Source organism: Martinezella lusitana, assembly GCF_016901135.1.
In the GTDB taxonomy this organism is placed as follows: Bacteria; Pseudomonadota; Alphaproteobacteria; order Rhizobiales; family Rhizobiaceae; genus Rhizobium; species Rhizobium lusitanum_D.
This window is the reverse complement of the sequence record NZ_JAFEVL010000013.1, coordinates 14,424-40,949: the sequence shown is the minus strand read 5'-3', so window position 1 is coordinate 40,949 and position 26,526 is coordinate 14,424. Positions and strand designations below refer to the sequence as shown.

Here is a 26,526-nt window from a genome sequence, read left to right as displayed (position 1 = left end):
GGGAGGCCCTGCGCCAGTCACTATGGCGACGGCTTTCAGCCTGGCAAACGTGCTCCCAGTCACGACAAAAATCTCGGCAATCACACCTGCAAACACCACTCTCGGCCTGCTGGGACTGACAAACGTCACTGCGATCGGCGGCCCGCCGGAAGATCCGATACACAAAACCCCATAGCTCAGAGACTGCCGACCGCGGGTTCCTGCATGAGAGGCTTTCGTACGCCTGACGGCACCCGAAACCCTTCACCATGTCGGCCATAGAGGGCGGCTTCGCAGCTTCCTGAAAGCAGATCTTGCTGGCGATCACGCTGCAGGTCGTCGTTGCGCCGGCACTGGCTATTGCTCATCCTCTGTGCAAATGGCGGCAACAGGTTCAAGATCGGACATTAATCACCGTCATTGTACGACACCGGCCTTGCGTAGCCCCTCCACGACGAGCTCGAAATCGGCGGGGTTCTTGAAAGGCAAGACTTTGCGACGGTATTCCAAGGAGTAGTCGGGATTGACGCGCAGCACCTCTTGCCACGTCGCGCGAGCCTCTTCGAAACGGCCGAGGTGCCCGTAACAGGCGGCCAGAAGCGCGCGCGAGACATCGGTGACGGGGTTGCGGCTCACGCGCTGCAGCAACAGTTCGACGGCCTCTTCGTAACTTCCCAGTTGAAACAAAGCCAAGGCCTGAAAGTGGAGAACGACATCCGGAAAGTACGGGTTCAGGACCCTCGCCCGATCGAAATAGGCGAGTGCCTCCTCGGATCTGCCTGAATAGATTAGTGCCTCGCCGAGGCTGACCTGCCCTTCGGCGAAGTTCGGATTGAGGACTATCGCACGCTCGGCCTCGCTGATGGCTCCATCGTGCTGTCGCGAGTAAAGCTTGACCAGACCCAGTGCCCAGTGTGCCACGGGATCGCTATCATCCCGCGCTACCGCCATCGTCGCAGCCTCTTCGGCTTGCTCGATCGAGCGCTGCGGCAACGCGCTCCACCGGTTTAGGTAGTCGAGCCCGTGGGTAAGGGCGAGGAAGGCGTGCGCTGAGGCGAAGTTCGGGTCTAGCTGGACGGCCCGTTGCAAAAGGTCACGGGCGTCGCTGTTCGTTTGCTTCGTCAGCCGGTGCCACAGCTCCCGGCCACGCAAGAAGCAGTCATACGCCTCGGGGTGCCGGGTCTGCCCCGGCGCAAGTCTTTGCCGATCGCCCTCTGTCAGGTTGACCGCCAGCGCGCCGACGATCTGCTGCGTGACATCGTCCTGAACCGCGAATATGTCGGTGAGATCGCGATCGAACCGCTCCGCCCATAGATGCCCGCCGGTGGTCGCGTCGATGAGCTGCGCGGTGATGCGTACCCTGTTTCCCGATTTGCGTACGCTGCCCTCAAGTACATGCCGCACGCCGAGCTTCGTGCCCACCTCCTGCACATGGACGTTCTTGCCCTTGAAAGTGAACGACGAATTGCGAGCGATGACGAAGAGCTGCGACAGCTTCGATAGCGCCGTGATGATGTCTTCCGAGATGCCGTCGGCGAAGTAGTCCTGTTCGGCGTCACCGCTCATGTTGGCGAAGGGCAGGACGGCGATCGACAGCTTCGGCGGCGCTGCCGTCGCCGGTTGGCTCGTCGCGGTTTCCGAGGTCGCGGCTAACTTGGTCCCTGCGCTTCCGACTTGCAGCGAATAGACCCGGATCGGCTCGGCGATGTTCTTGAGCTGCGTGCTGCCGAGATCGCTGACCGAGAGGTCGAGCCTCGCCTTGACCTGGCGATAGGCATCCTCGGACAGGCAGATCGCGCCCGCCGCGGCGACGCCCTCCAATCGCGAGGCGATGTTGACGCCGTCGCCCATCAGATCGCCGTCGCTTTCCTCGACGACGTCGCCCAAATGGATACCGATCCGGAACTCAATGCGACGGTCCTGCGGGACGCCGTCATTGCGCTCCACCATACCGTTCTGCACCTCAATGGCGCAGCGCACGGCGTCCACCACGCTGCGGAACTCGACCAGCGCACCATCGCCGGTGCGCTTCACCACCCGGCCATGGTGCACGGCGATCGTCGGATCGATGAGATCGCTGCGCAGTGTCCGCAACCTCGCCAGGGTGAGATCCTCGTCGGCGCCGGCAAGCCGGCTGTACCCAACCACGTCCGCGGCCAGGATTGCAGCCAGCTTTCGGTTCTCGCTCATGGCGCAGTCTCCTAACTTCCACGATAGCAGGGAGACAGAGGGCAAGAAAGAACTTTTAGCCGCTGCTCAGAGCGATCTTGGTTGAGATCGAGTTGGCCATGGCTAATGTGGACGCAGCCGACATTGTAGCCCCACGCAATGACTGCTCTGTCATGCTCCCGGCCGTCCAACGCGGTCATTCCGAAAGCCCACTCAAGGTCAGGTCACGACGATGTCCGCGCCCACCCGAATGTCCGCTCTTTGAAGATCCGCAGCCTGAAATTGCCAGTCCGCTTCCGGCCCCAAAGCCGTTATTCCATCCAGGCAAAGCTGATGGCCGCTCGTGAAGAATTTCTGATCGATAGGTTTTGCGACAACTGGGTCGTCGGTTCAGACCCCTTCAAGACCAGCCGAATCCATTGCCGACTGCGCGCAAGCGTGTGCGGCTTCCGCAGCAAGATACTGTTTCGAATATCCCCAATCGGCGTGACCTTAGTCCCGCACCGCGGGCAGACGCGATCTATCCGACGCTAGAACCATAAGCACGTTATCGATCCCAGGAGGCACTTCGGACCATCGCTGAACGTTTTCCTAAGTTCGCCGCGCAATGGCCTCTGCGAAGAAATCGGTCACTTGGCGGACGCGGGCCGGAACGAAACGGCGTTTCGGCCAGACGAGGCTAATATCTCTGACATCGCTCATAAATTCCTCAAGGATAGTGATGACATCGGGATGTTGGAGTTCATCAGCAAGAGAAACCTTGGCGAACAGGCCAATACCAACACCGGCCAGAACCGCGGCCCGAATCGTTTCCACGCTATTGGAGAAGAGATTCCCCCGAACCGGCACGCTGAATCGACCTTTTTGCCCCACGAACTGCCAGCTCGCCGCCTCTGTTATCCCGCCATACAAAAGGCAATTGTGCTCAACGAGCTCCGCTGGGGTCTTTGGCATCCCGTGGCGCTCGAAATAGTGACGGGATCCGACGCACACCAGCGGGGTGACCGCGACACGCCTGACAACCGCGTCGGGTTCATTGACAGGCCCCACGCGTATCGCCAGGTCGATCCGGTCTTCCACCATATCGCGCACGGTGTCCGAGAGAATGATATCCACCTGAAGGCCGGGATTGAGTGACAACAGCTCGGGGATAAGCGGCAAAACATGAAGGCGGCCGAAAGTACCAGCTGCGGCGATCCTAATTAAACCCGAAACCTCCAGCGTGCTGTTGGTCAGTTCGCTATCAGCGTCCTGCATCTCGTCGATGAGTGGCTTTGTCCGATCATAGTATCTGCGCCCTTGATCCGTCAGGGTCACCCGGCGCGTGCTTCTGTTGAACAACATCACGCCCAGGCGCTTCTCCAACGCACCGATGGCCTTACTGATGGCGGGCTGTGAATCGCCGATTGTGCGCGCTGCGGCGGTGAACCCGCCTGCTTCAGCGACGGCTATAAAGGCGTTTAATTCTTGGAAACGATCCACATCCATTCCTCCTGAGCATTAGTATCATGGCAATTGGACCCATTATCGGCCGATGTGACATGATTTATATTCAGATGTCTCCACAGTTAAAAGGAATGGTGTCATGAATATCGATCTTACTGGTCGCAAGGCGGTCGTTACTGGGTCCACGGCCGGTATCGGCCGAGCCATTGCAGAAGGGCTGGCGCACGCCGGCGCCGCCGTCGTGATCAATGGCCGCCGTGAGGACCGGGTCGCTGCAGCGCTTGGTGAGTTGCGCGAGCTTTTCCCAAAAGGAGAGTTCACCGGCGTGTCCGCCGACCTTGCGACCCCGGAAGGTGCGGCAGAGTTGTTCGCGCGGGCGCCGGATGCGGACATTCTCGTCAACAACGTGGGCACGGGACGCCCGAAGCCCTTCTTGGAAATTGGCGATAGCGAGTGGATCGATCTCTTCGAGCTAAACGTCATGAGCGGTATTCGCGCCTCCCGCCACTATCTGCCGAAGATGACGAAGCGTGGCTGGGGGCGTGTCGTCTTCATCAGTAGTGAGTCCGCGCTCGCAATTCCCAAGGATATGATTGATTACGCCATGACCAAAACCGCTCAGCTCGCCATTTCGAGGGGCTTGGCCGAGGTGGTCGGCGGAACGGGCGTCACCGTCAATTCGGTCCTCCCTGGTCCGACAAATTCGGAGATTATGGGTGGTTGGATGAAGGCGACCGCAGAAGAGCAAGGCATTACCCAACAGGAAGCCGAGCAGCAGTTCTTGAAAACGATGCGCCCGACATCGCTCCTCAATCGCTTTGCAACAACCGAAGAGGTCGCAAACCTGGTCGTCTATGTCTGCTCGGAGCAGGCGTCGGGGACGACAGGGAGTTCCTTGCGTGTCGACGGCGGTGTCGTTCGCACAATCGCATAAGGCAGAAGCTTTTGGCACGCCTGAGCGGCCAATTCATTCCACACCGCATAAGTTAAACTTCCTGATCGAATGGAGTGTGCGGCTAAGGCCGCACGCTTTTCATTTTAGTTATGCCTAAACCCGGGATGTCCTTAAGACGAGCGGCGCGTGCGCGATCCTGAGCGCCGCGCTCAGATCACTTTCAACATCTAGAGGACGACATGGCATGACGGGTATTCTGGTGTTCATCGAAGCGATGCACCTCCTCCCGCAGAGCTTCGAATTCAGACGACCCACTCCTCCTCCCAGGGACGTCTGTAGGAACAGCGGCACTCGTCCTCCCAGCTGCTGTTCGGTTCTTTTCGAAAAGCCTGCCGCACCTCCTCCCGCGGCAGGCTCTTTCGTTTTCAGGCCCGGCTGCATCAAAACCCTAGATCGAGCTGCGGTTCTTGCCCGCTCTCTTCGGTGTTGAGTGATGAGAGGGTGACCCCTAAGAGCCGCACCGGGCGTTTGAACGGGAACACGGAGGCGAGCAGGGTCTCTGCAATCTCCAGCATCTGGTCGACGCCGGAGACGGCTCCCAGCACTGTCTGGCTGCGTGTCGCCTGGCTGAAATCCGAATATTTGATTTTGACTGTTACGGTCTTTCCCGTGATGTCGTGCGCCTCGCAGTAGCGCCGGACTTTCTCGGTCAATGGCCGCAGCTCGGCTTTGGCCAGGTCGAGATTGTCGATATCCTCGACGAACGTATCCTCGGCGCCTACGGATTTTCGGACGCGGTCAGGCCGGACCTGGCGCTCATCGATGCCCCGCGCGATGCCATAAAAATACGGGCCGGACTTTCCGAAATGTTCTTGCAGAAACGCGAGTGTCGCTTTGCTCTTAAAGGTGAGATGAGAGCTTTAACGAAATTAAAGGCGCTGCTTTGTCTCTAAATCTGATATTTTGTCTTTAAATTCGAGATTTTGCCCCTAAACTTGAGACAAAATTCACAGGGGGCCGGCGGCGGGTTGCTATGGATAGGGAAGGGACCACACCGGGACGATCGGTGCTGAAACCGCGCGGAGAGCGGCGGTCTTACGGCCACTTGTTCAGGATTATCTTTCTGGCAAGGGCAGTTTGGAGAGTGGCATTCATGATGCAGTTTGGGAGTTGGGCGTAAGCAGGGCAACGGTTTGGCGTTGGATATGGCGCCTTGCCGAGGACGACGGGCGGACCAGTGCGTTGGTGCCGCAGAAGCGTGGCCGCCGTACAGGCGCAACGGTCATATCTAGCGAGGTCGAGACGCTCATCGAAGAGTATCTTCGTCGCTACTACTTGCGGCGGGAACGAGCGAGCCTATCGCGGGTGGTGTCGGAGATCAGGATGGCCTGTGGTGAACTCGGGCTACAAGCGCCGACGCGGCGAACAATTCAGCGACGTCTTGATGCGATGGATGAGCGTGAAGTCATGAAGGCAAGAGAGGGCGCTAAGGTAGCACGTCAAAGGTTTGCGCCGGTAACAGGTAAGAACAGGGCCGAATTACCTCTGGATGTCGTTCAGATCGACCATACGCTTGCAGACATCATCCTTGTCGACAGTTTTGAACGCGCACCAATCGGGCGTCCCTGGGTGACGCTTGCGATCGACATCGCAACGCGGATCGTCAACGGCTACTACGTCAGCTTCGATGCGCCCTCGCGTCTTTCGGTGGCACTTTGCCTTACCCGGGCGGTGGCGCCGAAGGCAGAATTACTCTCCGATATCGGCTGCAATGCGCCTTGGCCCGCACAGGGTAAACCGCGCAGCATCCATGTAGACAACGGCCGTGTTTTCCGATCCAAGGCGTTTCAGGCCGCCTGTTTGGAGTGGGGAATTGAGCTTGCCTACAGGCCTCAAGGGAGTCCCCACTTCGGCGGGCACATCGAGCGGCTGATTGGCACGATGATGGGAGCTGTCCATCTATTGCCAGGAACCACACAATCGTCCGTTGCCGCCAAGGGCAGCTATAAAGCCGAAGTCAACGCGGCAATGACCCTGAGCGAATTCGATAGCTGGTTCGCCCTGGAAATCTGCCGCTACAACAACGGCATTCACTCAAGCCTCGGTTGCACGCCCGTCGCCAAATGAGAGGCTTTGGCCGCGCAGATGTCGAGCGATATTCCCTTCGACATGGATGCGTTTAAGGTGAGCTTCCTGCCAAGCGAACAGCGCCAGGTTAGGCGAGACGGTATCCATCTGTTCGGTATACGCTATTGGTCGGATGTCTTGGCAGGGCACATTGGTCATAAAGATGGGAAAGTTATCGTGCGGTATGATCCCCGCGATCTTTCGTCGATCTGGGTCGAACTTAAAGGAGGACGTTGTATCGAAGCGCGGTACCGCAACCTGGAGATCCCGCCGGTGTCGCTGCGGGAATATCGCGAGGCCATGCAGAAGGGCCGTGCTTTGGGCAGGAAAGTATCAAATAAGGTAGTACTTGCGCAGTTGATCCATCAGCAACGCCAGATCGCGGATGAAAGCCGCGTGCGGACCAAGGCGGAACGCCGGTCCCGCGAAAGCCAAAATCAATTGAAGGGAGCAGTGCAGACTGATGGATCATCCGAGGGGCTGCGCCCCGTAGACACGGGTGATACGTCGCGGCCGCTGTTCAAGGTGGAGAGATGGTGAGGTGAGAGCTGAAGGATCAGGTGAAGACGGTCGCATCGCCCTCATTCAATCGGACATCTGGATCGGATTTCCTCGCGCGGAAAGTGTCTTGGACAGATTGCAGTTTCTTCTCGAAGCGCCGAGGCAGACACGCATGCCAGGTCTTCTCGTCCACGGCGCCTCAGGCATCGGCAAGACGATGATCGCCCGGAATCTCTCGCGCAGGTACGCCCCGGAATATGATGCGATCGCAGGCATAACCCATACACCGCTTCTGCTGTTGCAGGCGCCGCCGGCTCCTGACGAGCGGCGATTCTACCTGCACATCCTCGCTGCCGTCGGTGCACCAGCCACGGCGTTGGGCATACGCGCGCAGAGTGTCGCCGCTCTCGAGGTCCGTGTCATTGCTCTGCTGCGCGACCTCGGTTTGCGGATGATTATGGTCGACGAAGTCCACAATCTATTGGCGGGTACACATCGCGAACAACGCCGTTTCCTCAATGTCCTGCGTTACCTCAGCAATGAACTGGAGGCCTCGCTGGTCTGTTTCGGGGTTAGCGAGGCAGTCGATGCCATCCGCGGCGATGTTCAGTTGGCCCGGCGTCTCGATGAGCATCACTTGCCAAACTGGCGTGACGACGCCGAATTCTCGGATATGATCCAGACCCTTATCGCGGCGATGCCACTCGCGAAGAAATCCAATCTGAAAATTAAATCCCTCAAGCAGATATTGGCGCTGTCTGGTGGAGTAGCATCGCGCATCTTCTCTTTGGTCAAGGATCTTTCCATCGATGCCATCTGCTCGGGCGAAGAATGCATCACCGATGGCGCGATCGCCACGTGGTCTCCCGTCTGGTCGCGTCATGCGCCTGTGCAACGGCGGCTGGAGCAGGCAGGCCCCTAAACTGCGCCCGCTGCCAAAAACTGTCATGCCTATCCAAGACGAGTTGCTTTCTGGCTGGCTTAGACGGCTTGCAACTGCCAACTACTGCGATTTAGTCGATCTTCTGGCGCACGTTGGCCTGGATTATCGGTATGCGGTTTCTCTCGATTTCGGGCTCGAAGCAGGCACAGCCGAAAAGATCGCCTTGGCCGCGAGGGTTACTCCTGAACTTGTCCAATCCCTGACCTTTCCGGCATTGAACGATACCGAGGCTGCGCTGACCGCGCTTTTTCCATTCCAAGCCTGTCCGAACTGTACGATGCGCAGCCTCGCACTCAAGCATTGGCGGCGAGCTTGGGCATTCGACTGTGAAATCTGTGGGGCGATGCTCACGCCGACGTTACCCAAGTTGGGCAAGGTCGTCCTGTCTCAAAAATTGCTTCGGCGCGCGCGGACTGGGTCGGTTCTGCTTCAGCAAGCCGTAATGCAGAACAGCATCCGCCAAATCCGACGGGCAATGCGGAGCGTCACCTTTACGATGGCACTAAAGAATGTCCGCGGAGACCCTGCTTCGGCACTGCAGAGCTTCGATCCGGACATCCGTCTATTCTGTCTCGCCGCGATTGCAGTGGTCCAGAAGCGTCCGCTACTCAAAGCAGCGTTGTTTGCCACTGATATCGATGACTTCGCCACGGTCGCCTTGTTCCGGAGTTATCAAAAGGACGATCGCTTGCTCGTAACCGTCGACCGGATCGGTCGCCAGATTGAGAACCGACGTCGCGCCTTTACATCAAATACTATCGAACGAAGCTGATCGTCGTCTCGTATTTAAGGGCAAAGAGTGGCGTCCGTCGACACACAACGCGAAAAATCTCGGAATTAAAGGCAAAGCGACACCTATGCCAGCCATATGGCTGTCTCCGAGCATTGGATGGTGCATTACCAGAACGCCGGCATGTCGCATTTCGAGGAGAGGCGCGCTGAGGAAGCCGCCTGGATGACGAGGTTCGACGAGGACTTCGCTATCCGCCACGCAAACGCCTTCGCCGAGCTCGGTCGGCGTTTCGGACTGGACTATTTTGCCATCGACTGCGCCGAATTGCCCGATGGCCGCCTGCTGGTGTTCGAGGCCGATGTGGGGATGTACGTCCACTGCATGGATTCAGCGGAGCTGTTTCCCTACAAAGAGCAGGTGATGAAGAAGTTATTTCGAGCGTTTGAAGCCGCCCTAGAACAGCGCGCTCGGCAACGCGACCAATATTAGAACCACCAGCCGCCAGGGCTCTTCTCTATTCGGCGTGTTGAGGTCAAGCTTTGACATCAAAAGGATGCTTCCGGTCGCTCAAGGAACAGCAGCGGCACATAACCAAATGGAAGAAACCGTTTAGCAAAATCCGTTCAATTTAAGGATCTTATGCGCTTCGATCGATGCTCGAAGCTCGTCCTCGGACGTGCGGTCGCCTTGGTTGGCATCCGGATGGTGCATTTTGAGCCTTTCCTTATAGCGGCTTTTGATTTCCTCCGGCGTCGCATCCGGCGAAAGACCGAGTGTCTCAAATGCCTTGGCTTCCAGCACCTTGAGTTTGCGTATCTGGAAATCAGTCTTTTGCGCCTGGCGCTGCGCGGCGGTTTTGCGGGCATTCAATGCCTTTGCAGAACCGGAACGGACGGTGGACGGCATCGGAGTTTCGGAAGCCTGATTGACGCTGGTCCCCCAGGTCGGACGGCCGCCGGTGGCCGCCTCCCTCTGATAGCGGGCAATGTCCTTGTCAGATAGACCCGTCGCGAAATTGTACCCCTTATTATACTCCTTCACGTGCTCAAGACAGAAGAACAGATACAGACCTTCGGCATCCCGTCCTACCGGGGCGCGGTGCGTACCATTCTTCTCGCAGCCGTCCCATTGGCATCTGAGAGCGGTGGGTTCGTTCTGCGGAGCTTGCTTCTTACGAGTCGATTTAAGGCCAACGAATATCTTCGAATCAAACGTCATGGCACCTATATGGCGGCAACGCTTCATCTCGGCAAGAAATAACGAATTGGCTGTTAGCGGATTCCAGGCAATCTGCGGAGGTTCTGTTGCAAACTTCCCGGTTACGGATGACATGGCATTGATCTCCGGAAGTTGCGGAGATTGGCAATGTTCAAAGGTCGGCATCTCGAGCAGTCGGTGATCTTGCTGTGCGTGCGTTGGTATTGTTTGACGGCGTCGATCCCGGCGGTAACCTGATCCATCCGGACCGACCTACAGCAATCTGAGGACCTGCACGAACTTCCGCTCGCTTCTCTTCACATGAGAGAAGCTGCGCCGGGATAGGGCGCATGGCAGTCACATCTTCTTTGGCATCCGATCCGGCGACACTTCAGTTTCACTGTTATTGCGGAGGTTCTGTCCTTCTCGCAAGGGGCAGGAAGAGTACGGCGCAGCCGGTCAGAATAGCGATGATCAGCCATGCTTCGTTCATGGCCTCGACGCTTGCTGCCGTCTGGATCAGTGGGTCGAGCACGGCCGTGGCATTGGCATCGAAGGCTCCCACGTGTCCCGCCACTGTCTGCGCCGGCGCGCCGATGAACGCCGCGGCCTCGGCATCGCCGCTCTGAAGCCGCTCCCACAGCTTTTGCCCGAGCGGCTCCGATCGCGTGTAGATGATGGTATCGATCAACGCGATGCCGATTGCTCCGCCGAGGTTTCGCATCAGGTTGAACAGGCCGCTTGCATCAGGAACGCGGTCCGGCGAAAGGGTTCCGAGCGCCAGGCGCGTCGGCGGCAGCAGGCAGAACATGATCGCGACGCCTCGGATGATCTGCGGCCAGAACATCGCATCGAAATCCGAACCGGGATCCTGAAACGCGCTCATGCCTAGCCCGACGGCAAACAGTGCAAAGCCCGCGGCAGACAGGAGACGCGCATCCATGCGTTTCTCCAACGCCACGGCGATCGGCGCGGTCACCAGCTGCGCAATACCCGTGACAAGCATGGTCGTTCCGATTTCAAGCGCGTTGTGTCCCCTGATGAAAGCCAGAAAAACCGGCATCAGGTAGACGGAACCGAACAGGCCAATTCCGAGGACGAAACTGAGCACAGAACCTACGACAAAGTTCCGGTCTCGAAAATTATGGAGATCGATGACCGGACGTGTCCGGCGCAGGCTGCGCCAGACGAAGACGTATCCCGAGGCAACGAACAGGGCAAGCAGGCTCATGACATACAGCGATGTCCAGCCGCTCGTCGGCGCCTCCTTTAAGTTGAGCTCCAGGCTGGCAAGAGCCGTTGCCATCATCACAAGCGACAAGCCGTCGAGATGGCGAAGCTCGGAGAAATCGATCCTCTGCCGCGGCAGGAAACGAGCGGCGACCAGAGCCGAGACGATACCCGGGACTATATTGATCAAAAACAGCCAATGCCAGGAATAGGTCTCTGTCAGCCAGCCGCCGACAATGGGGCCGACCGTCGGCGCCAGGACGGCAAGCACGCCGGCTATCGTGGTGGCGACCGCCTGCCGCTCATTGGGAAACAGAATGAAGACGGCTGAGAAGACGGACGGGATCAGCGTTCCGCCTGAAAACCCCTGGAGAACACGCCAGGCCACCAGCTCACCAAAGCTCCCGCTGGTCGCACAGCCGGCAGACGCAAAGACGAACAACGCTATTGCGGCCACGAAGAGCCAACGCATCGAAAGCAGTCGGGTCAGAAAGCCCGTCAGCGGAATGGCGACCACTTCGGCAATCAGGTAGGAGGTCTGGATCCAGCTCATTTGATCCGGATCGATGTTAAGCGCCGACTGGATTGTCGGCAGCGACGTCGCAACGACCTGCACATCGAGGATCGCCATGAACATGCCGACGCACATGGCCATGAAGCCGAGCCAGATCACGGCGGCATTTCCGTGGGGATGGCCAGGCTCAAGCGTTTTCGACATGTCATGGTCCGACGAGTGGGGTGGGGTTGGTGAAGATCATTAGCATAATCGCGCGGGTAATTAAGGCGATCAGCAGTCAATTCCTCGCTACAGCTAGACTTCTCCCCCGTCCCGTTCCCGGATCAGGGTCGCCGTTTTCAGAAGGCGATCGGGCGGCGTGAGTTTGAAGATGGCTGGCCGTTGAATTCCGCAAAGAATCGCCACCCTTTTCTGCAAGGCCTTGACCCACCCTAGCGTTGCTGTGCTGGACCCTTCCAGGCTCTTGAGCGGACGGCGACGGGTTAGTGCAAAACGGAAATGAGGGTCAACTCATGGCGAGCATCAACGCATGGAGTTGAGCTTGGCCAGTGTGTGCTGGGCCATCCGGCTATGTTCAGGTTGAACTCGCCCCGTTTGACGATTAGGCGGGCAAATTGTTGTGCGCGTGACGGATAACCGCACCTAAATGGCCGGAAACGATGGGTATACGTCCTTCTGACGATCTGTCTCGGCCTCTTTCGTGGCGGCGTGCGGGCAGAGGTCGTGATCGGCACGGCATGCCAATCAAGGAGTTAGATGATGGCCAGATTGACACCACTAGAAACCATCGCCACGCTGATCGAAGCGCGAAGAAGCCACGATATGCCGGCGGCCTTTGATTGCTATGCTACGGACGCGCTCGTGATCCTGCGGCCCGGTGAGCGCGGCGTCGGAGAGGCGGCGATAAAGGCCTTCATCGCCGCCGTCGGCGACTTGAACTTGGCTTTTGAGAAGCATGACGTCCTGGAACACGGCGACATCGCCCTGCATACCTCCCGATACATGCTGGATCTCGGCGATGCGGGAAGGATTTCAGGCCGAACCGCCGATGTTTTGCGACGCAATGTTGACGGCGCTTGGAGGATCGTGATCGACAACGCCTTCGCGGAATAGACGAGCGTGTCATCAACTTAAATGGCCGTTCTCAAATCACGTGCCATGTAAACTGCTTGATATCGTTGAAATGAGATTCTTATGATCAACTGCCAAGCGACAAGACAGGATGTACTGCAGCCAGTCGACAGGAAGGCGGTCGTGCGAGTTGATGCTGCTCCCATCAACCCGGCCGACCTTTTGGTCATGTTCGGGCCCGCTGACCCGCGTCAATTGACGTAAAACTCTGAAGCGTCCACTTGGCTGGATAGATGGCGTCAAATCTTTCCGGCTTTAATAGGAGAACCCAAACTGATCGAAAGCATTTGCCCCCGGCACCTTTATCAAGGCGTCGGTGAGCAACTCTCCATTGGACACTGTAAACTTAGCGGTACGGCCTGCAGGAAAGGGATATCTGAGGCACGAGAACGTCATATCCTCGACAGACGAAACATCCGTCACTCGATCCCCACTAGCGACCTAGCGACCAGGAGCTCTCGCCTTCTTTGGGGCCGAAATACCGCTTTCCCGCTCAAGCTTTTTGCGAGCGAGTTTACGGACACGCCTGATTCCCTCGGCCTTTTCACGAGCACGTTTTTCGGAGGGCTTTTCAAAACGCTCCCGAAGTCGGGCCTCGCGGAAAACGCCCTCGCGTTGCAGCTTCTTTTTCAAAAAACGGAGCGCTTGCTCAACGTTGTTGTCACGTACCAGAACTTGCATTCTAAACTCCTAGGATCACCGATGCGCCTCATTAGATCTATGCGCATTAATGATCAAGGCTTGGAAGACAGTTTGCCAAGATTCTCTGTCGCCACTGTTTTCATGAGCACGATCGCGAATGGGGCTAGAGGTAAGCTCTGCCAGCGATTGGTGGGTCGGAAGTTCTAATCCCATCACATCAGGATTTTTGTCAATGGTTCATTCGGATGGCATCAAATTGCTCCTCAGTCAGCGGGTCCACGGTCTGAGCCCCATAGCAATTGCCGGCCCGTTCTCGGGCCTGTACAACCTCACATTCGGTCGCCGTGTGTAGCGGCTGCACTCGAAAAGGGCAGAACCCGCCGGATCACGCGCATTCTAGAATTGCAACACAACCGTCCCTTCAGTGACCGAAACGGATCATTGAAACGCAGTCAATTCTTCGACCTTCTTGGTAAGATCGGCGATATAGGCCGCAGTTGCGAGATCGGAGCCAGTTGCGGCTATAAGGAGTTCGCTCGGGCTCCTCGATCGGCCGTGCCGGTGAACATTCTCGTTCAGCCATGTTTTGAGTGCGGCATAATCGCCGGTGTCGAGCCCTCCCTTTACGCCGGCGTCCTTGCACGCGGCAGCGAAGAACTGCGACGACATGATATTGCCGATCGTATAGGTGGGGAACGAGCCGACCATGCCGGATGACCAATGGACGTCCTGCAGAACGCCGAGCGTGTCGCTTGGCACGTCCAGTCCGAGATACGATTTGATCTTCTCACGCCAGATGGCAGGCAAATCGGTCACACGGATCTCGCCATTCATCAGGGCGGCCTCGATCTCGGAGCGGAGCATGATGTGGAAGTCATAGGTCAGTTCGTCTGCCTCGACGCGGATGAAGCCCGGCCGGACGGCATTGACGGCGCGCCAGAATTCGTCTGGCGTGACATCGGAAAGCTGATCGGGAAACGCCGTCTTCAGATCGTCGAAATGAAGTTCCCAGAAACGGCGCGAGCGGCCGACGCGATTTTCCCAAAGCCGCGATTGGGATTCATGCGTGCCGAAGCTGGTGCCTCCAACCGCATAAAGATTGATGAAATCGGTGGTGAAGGTTGAACGTGTGAAGGCCTCGGAGATGCCTTGCTCGTACATACCGTGACCGGCCTCATGCCAGACGGCGAAAAGGCCGCCCGGCAGCCAGGCGTCGCGGAAACGGCCGGTAATTCGGACATCCGATCGCGTGAAGGAAATCTCGAAGGGATGGACGGTGTCGTCTAGTCTGCCGCGACCGAAATCATAGCCGAAGCGGGAGGAGATGACGCTCGAAAAGGCGCGCTGCTGGTCGACCGGATAGGACCGGTCGAGGATTTCCATCCTCACCCTGGCTTCCTTGGCGGTAGCAAGTAGCGGACCTAATGCCTGCTGTAATTCGCCGTAAAGGCCGCGAAGCCGCGACCAGGTCATGCCGGGCTCATACGTTGCGACCAGCGCATCATAAGGGTGCTCGGCGTAGCCGATCGCCAGAGCGATCTCACGCTGCATCTCCATGCTGCGTTCGAGCAGAGGGGCAAAAGCCGCAAAGTCGTTTGCCGCGCGCGCCTTGCTCCATGAAGCCTGCGCGACGGTCTTGAGTTCGGCGGCGGCGCCGACGAGTGAGGAGGGAATACGTGAAAGGACTCCGATCGCATCCGCCGCCTGCTCGACAGCGAGCCTACGAATATCATTTGGGGGCACATCAGCCAGTTCAGCACAGGCACCTTCGATCGCACGTTGGACCTCATCGCCGGTCGCAAGATCGCGAGCAAGTCCAACGAGCGTGGCGACCTGCTTGCCGCGAGCATCGACGCCGCCGGGCGGCATCATGGTGCGCGCATCCCAGGTCAGCAAATTGACCGCGCAAAGGATGTCGTTGATTTTGGCGATCTCGGTTTCGAAGGCAGCGAATGTCACATCGAAGTTCCTTATTAGGAAATCTGTTTTTCTTCGGCTTGGGCTGCGCCGAAATCGGTTAAATGGCAGGCGGCGCGTTGGCCTTTGCCGCGTGGCGTAAGGATTGGCCTCTCGACGCGGCAGCGATCGAAAACATGCGGGCAGCGACTTGCAAAGGGACAGCCGGGCGGCAGATTGAGCGGGCTCGGCAATTCGCCGCGGGCGGCCACCGTTCTGTTACGCCGGGTCGGATCGAGTTCAGGCGCCGCATCGAGCAATGCCTTCGAATAAGGATGACGCGGCGCCGTGAAGAGCGCGTTTGCGGGGCTAATCTCCATGACCTGACCAAGATACATGACCGCGACACGATGCGAGATATGGCGGACAAGCCGCAGATCATGTGCAACGAAGATGACTGTCAGGTGAAGCTGCTCCTGAAGCTGCAGCAGTAGGTTCACGACCTGCGCCTGCACCGAGACGTCGAGTGCCGAAACAAGTTCGTCGGCAACGATCACATCCGGCTCGACGGCAAGGGCACGTGCAATGCCGATGCGCTGGCGCTGGCCGCCGGAAAATTCGTGCGGATAACGCCCGGCGGCATCCTGCGGCAGGCGAACCAGTTCCAGCAATTCGGCGATGCGATCCGGTATCTGTGCCTTCGGGCGCATGCGGTGCACGCTGAGCGCCTCGCCCAGAATCTGCCTCACAGTCATACGGGGATTAAGCGAGCCGTAAGGGTCCTGGAAAATCATCTGTACGCGTCTGTTGAAGGCGCGGCGCTCCGCCGCCCGCAGCATGCCGATATCCTTACCTTCGAAGCGTATGGCGCCTGCATCCGGCTCCTGCAGCCGGACAAGACAGCGCGCGAGTGTGGATTTGCCGCAGCCGGATTCCCCGACGATACCAAGCGTTTCGCCGCGATATACCTCCAGTGAGACCTCGTTCAGCGCATGGACCGCAATGGGCGGCTTTCCCCTCAGTCGGCCCAAAAGAGAGTAGGGGCCGCTAAAACGTTTGGAGACGCCATCGACGGAAATGATCGGCAGGTTCGCGCTCAAATGATCGTCTCCGCCTTTGCGACGAGTTCATGATGAAAGCACGCGGCCCTGCGCGCTTCGGAGGTAATCGGTTCCAAGGGCGGGCGCTCCCTGAGACAGATGTCGGTCGCGAAGCTGCAGCGAGGGTGGAACGAGCAGCCGGCAGGCAGGTTCGTCAGGCTGGGCGGCGTACCTTCGATCGATTGCAGCATGGTGCGGGATGTGCCGGAGCGCGGTACGGAACCCAGGAGGCCGCGTGTATAGGGGTGGTGCGGTCGAGCAAATACTTCGGCAACCGTGCCGGTTTCGACGATGCGTCCGGCATACATCACCGCCATCCTGTCGCAGGTTGCCGCAACGACCCCGAGGTCGTGCGTGACGAGCACGACGCTCATCGACAGGCGATCGCGAAGCTCCAGCAGCAGCTTCAGAATCTGGTCTTGAATCGTGACATCGAGCGCGGTGGTCGGCTCGTCAGCCAAGAGCAATTTCGGCGAACAGGCCAATGCAATCGCGATCATAGCGCGCTGCCGCATGCCGCCGGAAAACTGGTGCGGATATTCGTGAAGCCGGCGTTCGGCTGCCGGAATGCCGACGATGTTCATCAATTCCAGCGCTCTTGCGCGGCGCGCGCGTGCATCCAGCGTCATGTGTGCCAGCAGGTTCTCTTCGATCTGCATGCCGATCGGTAGCACCGGATTGAGCGCCGTCATGGGTTCCTGGAAAATCATCGCGATCTCGCTACCGCGAATCCGCCGGAGTTCTTCCGCGGACATCGAAACGAGATCGCGGCCGCGCCATTCGACACGGCCGCTCACGTGTCCCGGTTCACGGATCAACCTCATGATGGATCTAAGCGTCACGCTCTTGCCCGAACCGGACTCGCCGACAAGGCCAACAACCTCGCCGGGCGCCACGTCGAAATCGACGTCAGCCGCAGCGATCGCCGTACCGCGAACCGTATCAAAGGTCGTCGTCAGGCCACGGACCACAAGTCCGGCATTTTCTGCAGCACCCGTCGTCATCGCCGCACCCTCAACAATTCCGCTATGCCATCGCCGGCCAGGCTGAAACCGAGGCCGGTCAGGACGATCGCCACGCCGGGAAACACGGAGATCCACCAGGCCGTATTCATGAAATTCTTGCCGTCGGCGATCTGGACGCCCCATTCGGCCACGGGCGGCTGGGCGCCGAGACCGAGATAGCCGAGGCTCGAGCCGAGCAGGATCGCGAGCGCCATATCGGTCATCCAATAGACGATAGCGGGTGTGATCGCATTCGGCAGGAGATGCCGGAAAATAATGCGCAAGGGCGTATAGCCCATGACACGTCCGGCATCGGCATAGTCGAGACGCTTCTGCACCTTGATTTCAGACGCGACAAGACGGGCATAAAAGACCCAGCCGACAACGCCGATCGCGATGTACATGTTTCCAAGACCTGGTCCGAGGACCGAAACAACGGCGATGACAAGCACCAGGAAGGGAAAGGTGACAACGGCATCGACGATACGGCCGAAGATCGCTTCGGTTATGCCGCCGGCATAACCGACGAAGGCACCGATGATGGTGCCCGCAACAAAGGGGCCGGTGGTGGCGAAGAAGGCGATCTGCATGTCGATGGTGTAGGCATGGATAACGCGGGACAGAACATCGCGTCCGAAGCTGTCGGTGCCGAAGGGATGCGCCCAGCTCGGCGCCTGCAGCAAGGCGTTATAATCGAAGGCCGTGGGGTCATACGGGGCAAACAGCGATGGCCAGAAAGCAACAATGAGGCTGAGCCCAAGCATGATACCGCCAGAAATCAGACTGCGCGGCAGTGCCGGCAGGCGGAGACGCGTCGAGCTTTTAGCCTCTCTGACAGCATCACTCATCGCGCGATCCTCGGGTCGAGCCAAGCCTGAACGATATCAGTGATCAGGAACGTCAGCGAAACGAGGATGGCGAGCGCGATCGTCAGCCCCTGCAAAACGGGATAGTCGCGCCCATAGATGCTGTCGATCAGAAGTCGTCCTGCGCCGGGCACCGCAAAAACGGTCTCCGTGATAACCGCACCGCCGAGCAGCGATCCGATCTGCAGGCCGAAAAGCGTGACCGTCGAAATCAGCGCGTTGCGCAGGATATGGCGAAAGAGGATCACACGCGAGCGCAGGCCCTTGGCCCTGGCGAAGTCGACATATTCGGCATTCATTACGCCAATGATCGAGGCACGCAGATTGCGCATCAGTACGGCCGCAAAGCTCAAGGCCAGCGTAAGCGCCGGAAGGAAGAGATGATAAAGCCTGTCGCCGAACGTCTCCCCGTATCCGCCGACGGGAAACAATCTCATCTGCGCTGCGAACACGGTCAAAAGAACGATGCCGATATAGAAGACCGGCATCGAAAGCCCGACTTGAAAGGCACCCCTGATGATGGCATCCGGCGCACGCTCGCGCTTCAACGCGGCGATGAAGGCAAGCGGAACGGCAAGAACAAGCGCGATCAATGCGGCCATCACCGTGAGCATCAGCGTTACCGGCAGCCGCTGCAGGATCAGCGATATCACCGAAACCTTGAGGCTGATGGAATTGCCGAGATCGCCGGCGAGAATACGCTCAACATAATAAAGAAACTGAACCGGAACAGGTTGATCGAGACCCAGCTGACGATTGATGCGAGCGACGTCGGCGTCCAGCGCCCGGTCTCCAATCATTGCGCTTGCCGGGTCGCCGGGAAGCAGACGGACCAGCACAAAAGTAACGACCAGAATGAAAATCGCCGTCGGTATCATCTGGAGTACGCGGCGGATAACGAAACTGAAAAGTGGCAAAAGCCGCTCCCGGATTCCTGACCAAGGGGATGCGCGGACCGTTCGGCAGCCCGCGCACCTGCGATCCTGGGACTTACTTGTCCTTCCAGGCTTTGACGAAGATGTTGTTGCCGAGAGGGATTTGTACGAAACCGTGAACCTTCTTGCTGAGCGCTACGGGATAAGGCGTCTCGTAGAGCGGTACGATCGGTCCGTCGGCGTTGTAGATTTCCTGGATCTTGGCATATTGCCCGGCGCGCTTGGTCTTGTCGGCTTCCTTTTGGGAGTCCTCGAAGAGCTTGTCGACATCGGCATTTTTCCAGCCGGTGTGAAGCGCATCGATCGTCGGCGAATATGAGAAGTAGGACGTAATTTCGCTCGGATCGGCGATATCGTCCGTCCAGGCGGCATTCCGCATCTGGAACACACCGTCGCGGTACTGCTGGGTGAGGCTGGGATTATCGACCTGCTGGAGGTCCAGCTTGATGCCGATCTGTGACCACATCTGCTGCAGGGCCGTCGAAATGCCGATCTGGTCCTGATTGCCGGCAACGACGAGAATGCTGGTCGAAAAGCCATTCTGGAAGCCAGCTTCCTTCATCAGGCTCTTCGCCTTTTCAAGATCGTAAGGATAGAGCGGCTTGTCACCAGCATGAAGCGGCGTTGCGGTCGACATGAAGGACGTCATCGGCGTGCCGACGCCATGGGTTACGATCTGGATGATCGCGTCCTTGTTGATAGCATAGTTCATAGCCTGCCGAACCTTGGGATTCGACAGCGGATTATCCTGGCCCTTGATCTGCGGCCGAACGTTCATCGTCACATATTGTATACGGGTCGATGGAAAGAGCTCCATATTCACGACGCCTGCCGATTTCAGCTCGTTGACGCGCGCATAGGGAATGAATTCAGCACCATCGATTTCGCCCGAATTTAGCTTCAGGATTCGTGTCGCATCATCCGGAATGGTCTCGAAGTCGAGGCCGTCGAGATAGGGGAGCGGCTTGCCATCCTCGCCCTTACCCCAGTAATATTCGTTGCGGACGAGTTTCATGCTCGTGCCACGTTCCCAGGACTTCAACACGAAGGGTCCAGAGCCGATCGGGTGCTCAGCAAAAGCCTTGGCCTTCTCTTCCTCGGTTGCGCCAGGAGTGGCCTCAAACGCCTTTTGAGGCATGATGCCTGTGTTGAAAACGGTGAGAGCTGCGAGGATTGCCGGATCGATATGCTTCAGCTTGACGACGACCGTCTTATCTCCTTCGGGAACCACGTCGTCGATCGAGGCGACCATGAAGTTCCAGATTCCGTTGTCCTTCCGCGACGCGCGCTTCAGAGACCATGCCACGTCTGCAGGCGTGATCGGAGAGCCATCCGAGAACTTGATGCCGTCGCGGAGAGTCAGCGTAACGCTGAGACCGTCATCGGCGACTTTCCATTCGGTGGCGAGACCGGCCTGAACGTCCTTGCCATCGTCGGTCGGCAGAAGTAGCGTGTCGTAAAGGTTGGACAGGATCCAGATATCGACGTTGCCGTCGTTAAGCACAGGCTCAAGCAAGAGGCTGTCGGCATATCGGCCGTAGACGAGCGTACCGCCGCGTTCCACAGCGAATGCAGACATGCTGGTACCCAATAAAAGCGCAGCGGTCATGGCCGCTCTCACGAACGTCTTCATCGCATTCCCCTGTTAGTTTTAGGTAAAACTGTTATTATTGACTATAACGATTTCACGCACTGGATCGACTGTCAACTGCTTTTCTCATGAGCGTTGGTGCATGGATCCGGAATTGAGCGGCAGCCGATCTTTGAAGGGGCATACTATGCCGTAGCTTCTTTCCGGCGGACGGATTTCGGGCGTGCGCAGGCAAGCATTCGGTTGAGGGCGGCGCAGCCGATGGCGGCTTCTGTTTGCTGAGCAGGAAGCAACCGGGCTCGCAGACGCGGCCCGATGATGGACTAGTATCGCCCTATGGCGGTCTCGATTGCCAGATCGGAATAACGGTGCTGGCCGCCGCGGGTCTTGCGTCTAGGTGCCTGCCACTTGGACAGGGCTTCCAGTGTCAGCCACAAGGTCAAACTGCCGCGCCGACGAAGTCCAGCCTCATACTCCCGCCAGTTCGAAACCCTGAACTTCATCGTCTCAATATGATTGCGGCGGCTGGTATTGTGTTTGAAAGGCATGGCCTGGACTACAACGGCTATTACGGAATGCCGCTTGCCTAACTCAGACAGCTGAACGATCCATGCACCAACACCTGGCCAATGCCTTAGCGTCGGATTCCGTCCCCTCCCGCAAACGACCCCTTGACTTGTCGAAGTCGACGCGGCAGGGTAATCGTTATAATACACTATAACAGATGAAACTGAACGGCTTTCATGGAATTCTTCGTCGACCGTGAGCTGCCAGTGCCTCTGCGCACGCAGCTTCAAGGACTCATAGAGTATGGTATCGCCTGCGGTGAGCTGGCGCCGGGGGAGACACTTCCGTCGGTGCGTGAGCTTGCCGAAAAGGTCGGCGTCGCTCCGATGACCGTCAGCCAGGTCTATGCCGATCTCAAGTCCGCCGGCCTTATCGACACGCGTCCCGGTTCGGGCACGTTCGTCGGCGACAGCTACCAGGCGCGCCTTGCGGGCAGAGCGGATGCCAGCGGCCTGCACCGGTATATAGATAAGCTCATCGACGAAAGCCGCGAGCTCGGCATTCGCCCAGCGGAACTCGTTTCCCTGATCAGCGCCCGGATTTTTTATCGCGACAGCATCGGCCCGCGAATGCGCATTGTCATGATCGGGATCTTTCCAGAGGCGACGGCAAGTTATGCTCGCTTCATTGCCGGCCGACTTGGCACGGGTGTTACGGTGGAGCCGCTGACCGTTTCAGCGATAGAGCGTGAGGTGGACGCCAAGGCGCGCGTAAATTCGGCAGACCTTGCCATAACCTTCACCAACCGCCTTCGGGAAGTTTCGGTTCTCGTGCCGAACACCAAAGTTGTTGCGATCAGCTTCACGCCTTCCGAAGAGACGCGCATGGCGCTGGCGTCACTTGATTCACTTGCCTCGATTGCTGTCGTCTCCCGCATTCCGGACTTCCTTCCGATCATGAAGAGCGGCGTTCAGCGTTTTGCGCCGCATGTGAGGGAAGTCGCTGCCGCCACGCTGGAGACGCCGGGCCTGGATGCAATGCTCGCTCATGCGACGGTTGTGATCTACGCCTCCGGCACCGAAAGCATCGTGAACCGCATTCCGGCGGGCATGCAGGCGATCGAATATCGCCACGCACCGGATACCGCAGACATCGAGCGGGTGATCGTGCCGATCCTCCGCGCTGCGGGCATCCAGCTACCGTCAACAGAGAATTTCAAACGAACCGCCTCCGAAGGGCAGGGATAGGAAAGGCAGAGACATGAGAGTTTCGGAATCCAACTGGCATCAGATCGAGGCCTACCTCAAGACCGACGACCGCGCCATTCTGCCGCTCGGCAGTACAGAACAGCATGCTGGACTTTCTCTATCGGTCGATTCCATCCTGTCGGAACGGGTTGCGGCGGACGCGGCAGAACCGCTCGGCATTCCGGTCTTTCCCGTCGTAGCTTATGGCATAACTCCTTATTTTCTTGCCTATCCGGGCACCATCAGCCTGCGGCAGGAAACCTATATACGTCTCGTTCGCGATATCCTTGATGGCTTGCGACTCCAAGGCTTCCGCCGCATCCTCATCGTCAACGGCCATGGTGGCAATCAGCCGGCAGGCAGCCTTGCTATCGAATGGATGGCGGATAATCCGGATACTGCGGTGAAGTTCCACAACTGGTGGAACGCGCCCAAGACCTTTGCCAAGGTTCAGGAGATCGACAGCGTTGCCTCGCACGCCTCCTGGATGGAGAATTTCCCCTGGACGCGGCTTGAAGGCGTCGTGCAGCCGGCGCAGCAGAAGCCGATGATCGATCTAGCCCGCATGCGCGTCATGTCGCCTGCCGCTGTCAAATCCTATCTCGGTGACGGCAATTTTGGTGGCTACTACGAACGGCCGGATGAGGACATGCGCGCACTCTGGGACGTCGCCGTCAAGGAAACCCGGGCGTTTCTCGAAGGAGATTGGGCATGAGCCAGCCGATACTCATCTGGGGCGCCGGCGCGATCGGCGGAACCCTCGGGGCTGCCTTCATCCGGGCTGGACACGACCTGATCTTCGTGGACAACGTCAAGGAACATGTCGACGCCATCAACGCCGGCGGTTTGCGCATCGAGGGACCGATCTTTCAGGATACGGTCAAGGTAAAGGCCTATCTTCCGGAAGAATTGCAGGGAACGTTCGAGCGCGCATTTCTCTGCGTCAAGGCCCACCATACCGAGAGTGCGGCCCACGCCCTCGTGAAGCATCTGTCATCTGACGGCTACGTCGTTTCCGCACAGAACGGATTGAACGAACGGGTGATCGCCCCGATCGCAGGCGATCATCGCGTCATCGGCTGCTTCGTCAATTTCGGTGCCGACTATCTGGAGCCGGGCGTCGTTCACTATAGCGGTCGCGGCGCTGTCGTCGTCGGCGAACTGGACGGAAAAATGACCGGCCGCATTCAGGATATTCATGCCCTGATGCTGCAATTCGAGCCGAGGGCCATCCTGACGGACAATATCTGGGGCTTTCTCTGGGGCAAACTTATCTACGGTGCGCTGCTTTTCGGAACGGCGCTGACAAATGACAGCATTGCCGACGTGCTTGCCAACCCGCAGGCGCGTCCCGTGTTGCGGAAGCTGGCGCTCGAAGTTGCGACGGTTGCGGCCGTAAACAACATTCAGCCGGAGGCATTCGACGGATTCGATCCAGCGGCGTTCGGGCCACTGGCGTCGGCCGAGCAGACGAATAAATCTTTCGACGACATGGCCGCCCACAATCGCAAGTCTGCCAAATCGCATTCCGGCATCTGGAGGGATTTGGCCATACGCAAGCGCAAGACCGAGGTGGACGCCCAGGTGCTCCCTGTGGTCGAAATCGGGAGTGACAGCCATGTCCCGACGCCGCTTGCTGCCCGCGTCGTCGCCATGATCCATGAGATAGAGGACGGCAAACGGCCACTCGATCTTGGCAATCTGGAAGAGCTCGCAAGGAGTGTGGCATGAATATCGACTTCGAGGGCAAGGTGGTCGTCGTTACCGGTGCGGCCCACGGCTTCGGCCGCGCCATTGCGCAAGCATTCGCCAGCCGGGGTGCTGCGGTCCATGTCTGCGACGTCAATGCCGCCGGATTGGAAGAGACCGTGAGCCTCTGCGGCCCTAAGACATATGGGCATGTGCTTGACGTGGGGAGCCGGAGCGCCGTTCAGCAAACTGTTGCGGCGATCGAAACTGCTGGTGGCGCGATCGATGTTCTCGTCAACAATGCCGGCGGCGTCCGCGGGCAGGTCGGGCGCCCGATCGAGGAGATTTCGGAGGAAGACTGGCAGACGATCTTCGACGTCAATCTTTCGGGCACATTTTTCATGGCGCAGGCGGCAGCACCCGGCATGAAGAGGCGGAAATATGGTCGTATCATCAATATATCGAGCGGTGCCGGCCTCGGCATTTCGCTGACGGGCATCCAGGCCTATGCCAGCGCCAAGGCAGGTCAGATCGGCCTGACGCGCCAGCTTGCCCATGAGTTAGGCCCCTGGGACATCACCGTCAACAACGTGGCGCCGGGTTTCGTGCGCTCGAATCCCACGACCGAGCGGCAATGGGAGGCGATGGGCGAAGAGGGGCAGGCGCGATTGCTGCAGAACATCGCCTTGAAACGTCTCGGCACGCCGGATGATATCACCGCTATGGTGATGTTCTTTGCCTCCGATTATGCCGGCTGGATTTCCGGCCAGGTCATCAGCGTGGACGGCGGCAAATGAGCACCTTGGCCTATCTCGAAGAGAATTTTCCTGCCGCGCTTGAAGACCTCAAGGCTTTTTGCCGTATTCCAAGCGTCAGCACGGATACCGCTTATGCCGAGGGGATTAGCGATGCTGCGAATTTCGTTGCCCAGCGCTTGCGAAAGGCGGGCTTCTCCTCCGTCGAATTACTGAAAACGGGCGGACATCCGGCCGTCTATGGCGAAGTGATCAGCGATCCCTCCCTCCCGACTTTTCTCGTTTACGGCCACTACGACGTACAGCCGCCCGATCCACTCGAGAAATGGACGACGCCGCCTTTCGAGCCGGACGAACGGGATGGTCGGCTTTACGCGCGCGGCGTATCCGATGATAAAGGGCCGCTGCTGATTCCGATCCTCGTAGCCGAAGCCTATCTGCGGGCCGAAGGCCGCTTGCCGGTCAATCTCAAGGTCCTTATCGAGGGCGAGGAGGAATCCGGCAGTCCGCATTTCGAGGCGACGCTTCAGAGCTACCGCGAGAAGCTTGGATGCGATCTGGTCATTTCCGCCGACGGTGCCATGTGGCGGCCGGATCGGCCGTCAATGACCGTGGCGAGCCGTGGATTAGCCGCCTTCGAAGTGACGGTCACTGGAGCCGCCAAGGATCTGCATTCCGGGCGCCACGGCGGGAGTGCCCCCAATCCGATCGGCGCACTTGCCACTCTTCTCGCCTCGCTGCACGGGCCTGATGGGCGAGTTGATGTCGAAGGGTTTCTCGACGGAACCAGCCCACCGGATGCCCGTATCGTTGCCGCGATCGAGGAGGCCGCCTTCGACAGTGCTACCTATTATCGCGACATCGGAGTTTCCGGCGCAGATCCTATCGATACCGGCCGCGAGCTTCTCATCCGGCAATGGCTGGAACCCACGCTGGAATTCAACGGTATTTCCGGCGGCTATCAGGGCAAGGGGACGAAAACCGTCATTCCTTCCTCGGCAAGCGCGAAAATCACCTGCCGATTGATCGCTGGCCAAAAACCGGATCACGTCGTCGCGGCGGTCGCCCGGCATCTGGAAGCGCGTCTGCCACGTGGCTTTTCGCTGGATATTCATCGGCACGGACCGGGCAGCGAAGCCTTCTTCATCGATTCAGACCTGCCGGCGCTTTCGATTGCCGAAGGCGTTCTGGCCGAGTTGCTGGGTCGGCCGCCGCTTCGTGTCGCCATGGGCGCAACGATTCCGATCGGGGCTTCCTTCCGGAGACATCTCGGCGTGGAAGCGATCTTCTTTTCCTTTTCCACATCGGATGAGGATTATCACGCCCCCAACGAATTCTTCCGGCTTGCCAATTTCCGTCTCGGAACCAAAGCCTGGGCTATGCTGCTTCAACGTCTGGGGGACCGTTACAGGGCGTAACGCTCCCT

At 58.6% G+C, this 26,526-nt stretch carries 23 protein-coding genes and 2 pseudogenes; 12 read left to right on the top strand and 13 right to left on the bottom strand.

The features are described 5' to 3' along the window. Positions 1–396: 396 nt before the first annotated feature. Together JTP94_RS05910 and JTP94_RS05905 are read right to left on the bottom strand one after the other, a co-directional pair. On the bottom strand, positions 397–2,169 hold the full coding sequence (locus tag JTP94_RS05910; RefSeq protein ID WP_204849607.1) for an adenylate/guanylate cyclase domain-containing protein: 1,773 nt from the start codon (positions 2,167–2,169) through the stop codon (positions 397–399). A gap of 570 nt (positions 2,170–2,739) precedes the next feature. Continuing rightward, complete coding sequence (locus JTP94_RS05905; protein WP_210384044.1) at positions 2,740–3,636, bottom strand: LysR family transcriptional regulator; 897 nt, start codon at positions 3,634–3,636, stop codon at positions 2,740–2,742. Positions 3,637–3,733: 97 nt separating this feature from the next. On the opposite strand from JTP94_RS05905, the gene JTP94_RS05900 reads away from it, so the two are divergent. Then, positions 3,734–4,528, top strand: a complete 795-nt coding sequence (locus JTP94_RS05900) for an SDR family NAD(P)-dependent oxidoreductase (RefSeq protein ID WP_204849606.1) — start codon at positions 3,734–3,736, stop codon at positions 4,526–4,528. 401 nt (positions 4,529–4,929) lie between these two features. On the opposite strand, the pseudogene JTP94_RS05895 reads toward JTP94_RS05900, so the two are convergent. Then, positions 4,930–5,400: pseudogene (locus JTP94_RS05895) on the bottom strand (DNA polymerase IV); the annotation flags it as partial. A 334-nt stretch (positions 5,401–5,734) separates the two neighbouring features. Here JTP94_RS05895 and JTP94_RS05890 point away from each other — a divergent pair. The 5 genes from JTP94_RS05890 to JTP94_RS05870 all read left to right on the top strand — a co-directional run bounded on the left by JTP94_RS05890 (position 5,735) and on the right by JTP94_RS05870 (position 9,282). After that, the gene (locus tag JTP94_RS05890) at positions 5,735–6,616 is read left to right on the top strand and encodes a transposase family protein (protein WP_312038137.1); all 882 of its coding nucleotides are present in this window, start codon (positions 5,735–5,737) and stop codon (positions 6,614–6,616) included. Positions 6,617–6,622: 6 nt separating this feature from the next. After that, positions 6,623–7,156, top strand: a complete 534-nt coding sequence (locus JTP94_RS05885; RefSeq protein ID WP_204849604.1) for a Mu transposase C-terminal domain-containing protein — start codon at positions 6,623–6,625, stop codon at positions 7,154–7,156. After that, the gene (locus JTP94_RS05880; protein ID WP_312038136.1) at positions 7,116–8,039 is read left to right on the top strand and encodes a TniB family NTP-binding protein; all 924 of its coding nucleotides are present in this window, start codon (positions 7,116–7,118) and stop codon (positions 8,037–8,039) included. Before JTP94_RS05885 ends, JTP94_RS05880 begins: the two co-directional genes overlap by 41 nt. Positions 8,040–8,064: 25 nt before the next feature. Next, positions 8,065–8,832, top strand: coding sequence for a TniQ family protein (locus JTP94_RS05875; protein WP_246754670.1), 768 nt, complete (start codon positions 8,065–8,067; stop codon positions 8,830–8,832). 117 nt (positions 8,833–8,949) lie between these two features. Next, complete coding sequence (locus tag JTP94_RS05870; protein ID WP_204849601.1) at positions 8,950–9,282, top strand: hypothetical protein; 333 nt, start codon at positions 8,950–8,952, stop codon at positions 9,280–9,282. 120 nt (positions 9,283–9,402) lie between these two features. Here JTP94_RS05870 and JTP94_RS05865 read toward each other — a convergent pair whose 3' ends face one another. Then, the gene (locus JTP94_RS05865) at positions 9,403–10,011 is read right to left on the bottom strand and encodes a J domain-containing protein (protein WP_204849609.1); all 609 of its coding nucleotides are present in this window, start codon (positions 10,009–10,011) and stop codon (positions 9,403–9,405) included. A gap of 382 nt (positions 10,012–10,393) precedes the next feature. Further along, positions 10,394–11,938, bottom strand: a complete 1,545-nt coding sequence (locus JTP94_RS05860; protein WP_204849600.1) for a DHA2 family efflux MFS transporter permease subunit — start codon at positions 11,936–11,938, stop codon at positions 10,394–10,396. A 558-nt stretch (positions 11,939–12,496) separates the two neighbouring features. On the opposite strand from JTP94_RS05860, the gene JTP94_RS05855 reads away from it, so the two are divergent. Next, positions 12,497–12,850, top strand: coding sequence for a nuclear transport factor 2 family protein (locus JTP94_RS05855; RefSeq protein WP_204849599.1), 354 nt, complete (start codon positions 12,497–12,499; stop codon positions 12,848–12,850). Positions 12,851–13,309: 459 nt separating this feature from the next. Here JTP94_RS05855 and rpsU read toward each other — a convergent pair whose 3' ends face one another. The 8 genes and pseudogenes from rpsU to JTP94_RS05815 form a co-directional block, all read right to left on the bottom strand. Further along, entirely contained in the window at positions 13,310–13,549 is a 240-nt protein-coding gene (rpsU, locus tag JTP94_RS05850; protein ID WP_012759925.1) for a 30S ribosomal protein S21, read from the bottom strand. 399 nt (positions 13,550–13,948) lie between these two features. Then, positions 13,949–15,469 (bottom strand): carboxypeptidase M32, encoded by a 1,521-nt coding sequence (locus JTP94_RS05845; protein WP_204849598.1) that lies wholly within the window; start codon positions 15,467–15,469, stop codon positions 13,949–13,951. A 14-nt stretch (positions 15,470–15,483) separates the two neighbouring features. Beyond that, complete coding sequence (locus JTP94_RS05840) at positions 15,484–16,506, bottom strand: ABC transporter ATP-binding protein (RefSeq protein WP_204849597.1); 1,023 nt, start codon at positions 16,504–16,506, stop codon at positions 15,484–15,486. Continuing rightward, complete coding sequence (locus tag JTP94_RS05835; RefSeq protein ID WP_204849596.1) at positions 16,503–17,510, bottom strand: ABC transporter ATP-binding protein; 1,008 nt, start codon at positions 17,508–17,510, stop codon at positions 16,503–16,505. Before JTP94_RS05835 ends, JTP94_RS05840 begins: the two co-directional genes overlap by 4 nt. Further along, the gene (locus tag JTP94_RS05830) at positions 17,507–18,358 is read right to left on the bottom strand and encodes an ABC transporter permease (protein WP_204849595.1); all 852 of its coding nucleotides are present in this window, start codon (positions 18,356–18,358) and stop codon (positions 17,507–17,509) included. The genes JTP94_RS05835 and JTP94_RS05830 overlap by 4 nt, the downstream gene beginning before the upstream one ends. Further along, entirely contained in the window at positions 18,355–19,293 is a 939-nt protein-coding gene (locus JTP94_RS05825) for an ABC transporter permease (RefSeq protein WP_204849594.1), read from the bottom strand. Before JTP94_RS05825 ends, JTP94_RS05830 begins: the two co-directional genes overlap by 4 nt. Before the next feature lie 73 nt (positions 19,294–19,366). Beyond that, entirely contained in the window at positions 19,367–20,890 is a 1,524-nt protein-coding gene (locus JTP94_RS05820) for an ABC transporter substrate-binding protein (RefSeq protein ID WP_246754669.1), read from the bottom strand. A 347-nt stretch (positions 20,891–21,237) separates the two neighbouring features. Beyond that, positions 21,238–21,450: pseudogene (locus JTP94_RS05815) on the bottom strand (transposase); the annotation flags it as partial. Positions 21,451–21,645: 195 nt separating this feature from the next. On the opposite strand from JTP94_RS05815, the gene JTP94_RS05810 reads away from it, so the two are divergent. The 5 genes from JTP94_RS05810 to JTP94_RS05790 are packed head-to-tail and all read left to right on the top strand — an operon-like array spanning position 21,646 to position 26,518. Beyond that, on the top strand, positions 21,646–22,656 hold the full coding sequence (locus JTP94_RS05810) for a GntR family transcriptional regulator (RefSeq protein WP_204849592.1): 1,011 nt from the start codon (positions 21,646–21,648) through the stop codon (positions 22,654–22,656). A 13-nt stretch (positions 22,657–22,669) separates the two neighbouring features. After that, positions 22,670–23,371: a creatininase family protein gene (locus JTP94_RS05805; protein ID WP_204849591.1), complete on the top strand. Its 702-nt coding sequence runs from the start codon at positions 22,670–22,672 to the stop codon at positions 23,369–23,371. Beyond that, positions 23,368–24,387, top strand: coding sequence for a ketopantoate reductase family protein (locus JTP94_RS05800; RefSeq protein ID WP_204849590.1), 1,020 nt, complete (start codon positions 23,368–23,370; stop codon positions 24,385–24,387). Before JTP94_RS05805 ends, JTP94_RS05800 begins: the two co-directional genes overlap by 4 nt. Beyond that, positions 24,384–25,142 carry an SDR family NAD(P)-dependent oxidoreductase gene (locus tag JTP94_RS05795; RefSeq protein WP_204849589.1) on the top strand — a complete coding sequence of 253 codons (759 nt, stop codon included), beginning with the start codon at positions 24,384–24,386 and terminating at the stop codon, positions 25,140–25,142. Before JTP94_RS05800 ends, JTP94_RS05795 begins: the two co-directional genes overlap by 4 nt. Then, positions 25,139–26,518: a dipeptidase gene (locus JTP94_RS05790; RefSeq protein WP_204849588.1), complete on the top strand. Its 1,380-nt coding sequence runs from the start codon at positions 25,139–25,141 to the stop codon at positions 26,516–26,518. The genes JTP94_RS05795 and JTP94_RS05790 overlap by 4 nt, the downstream gene beginning before the upstream one ends. Positions 26,519–26,526 lie beyond the last annotated feature (8 nt).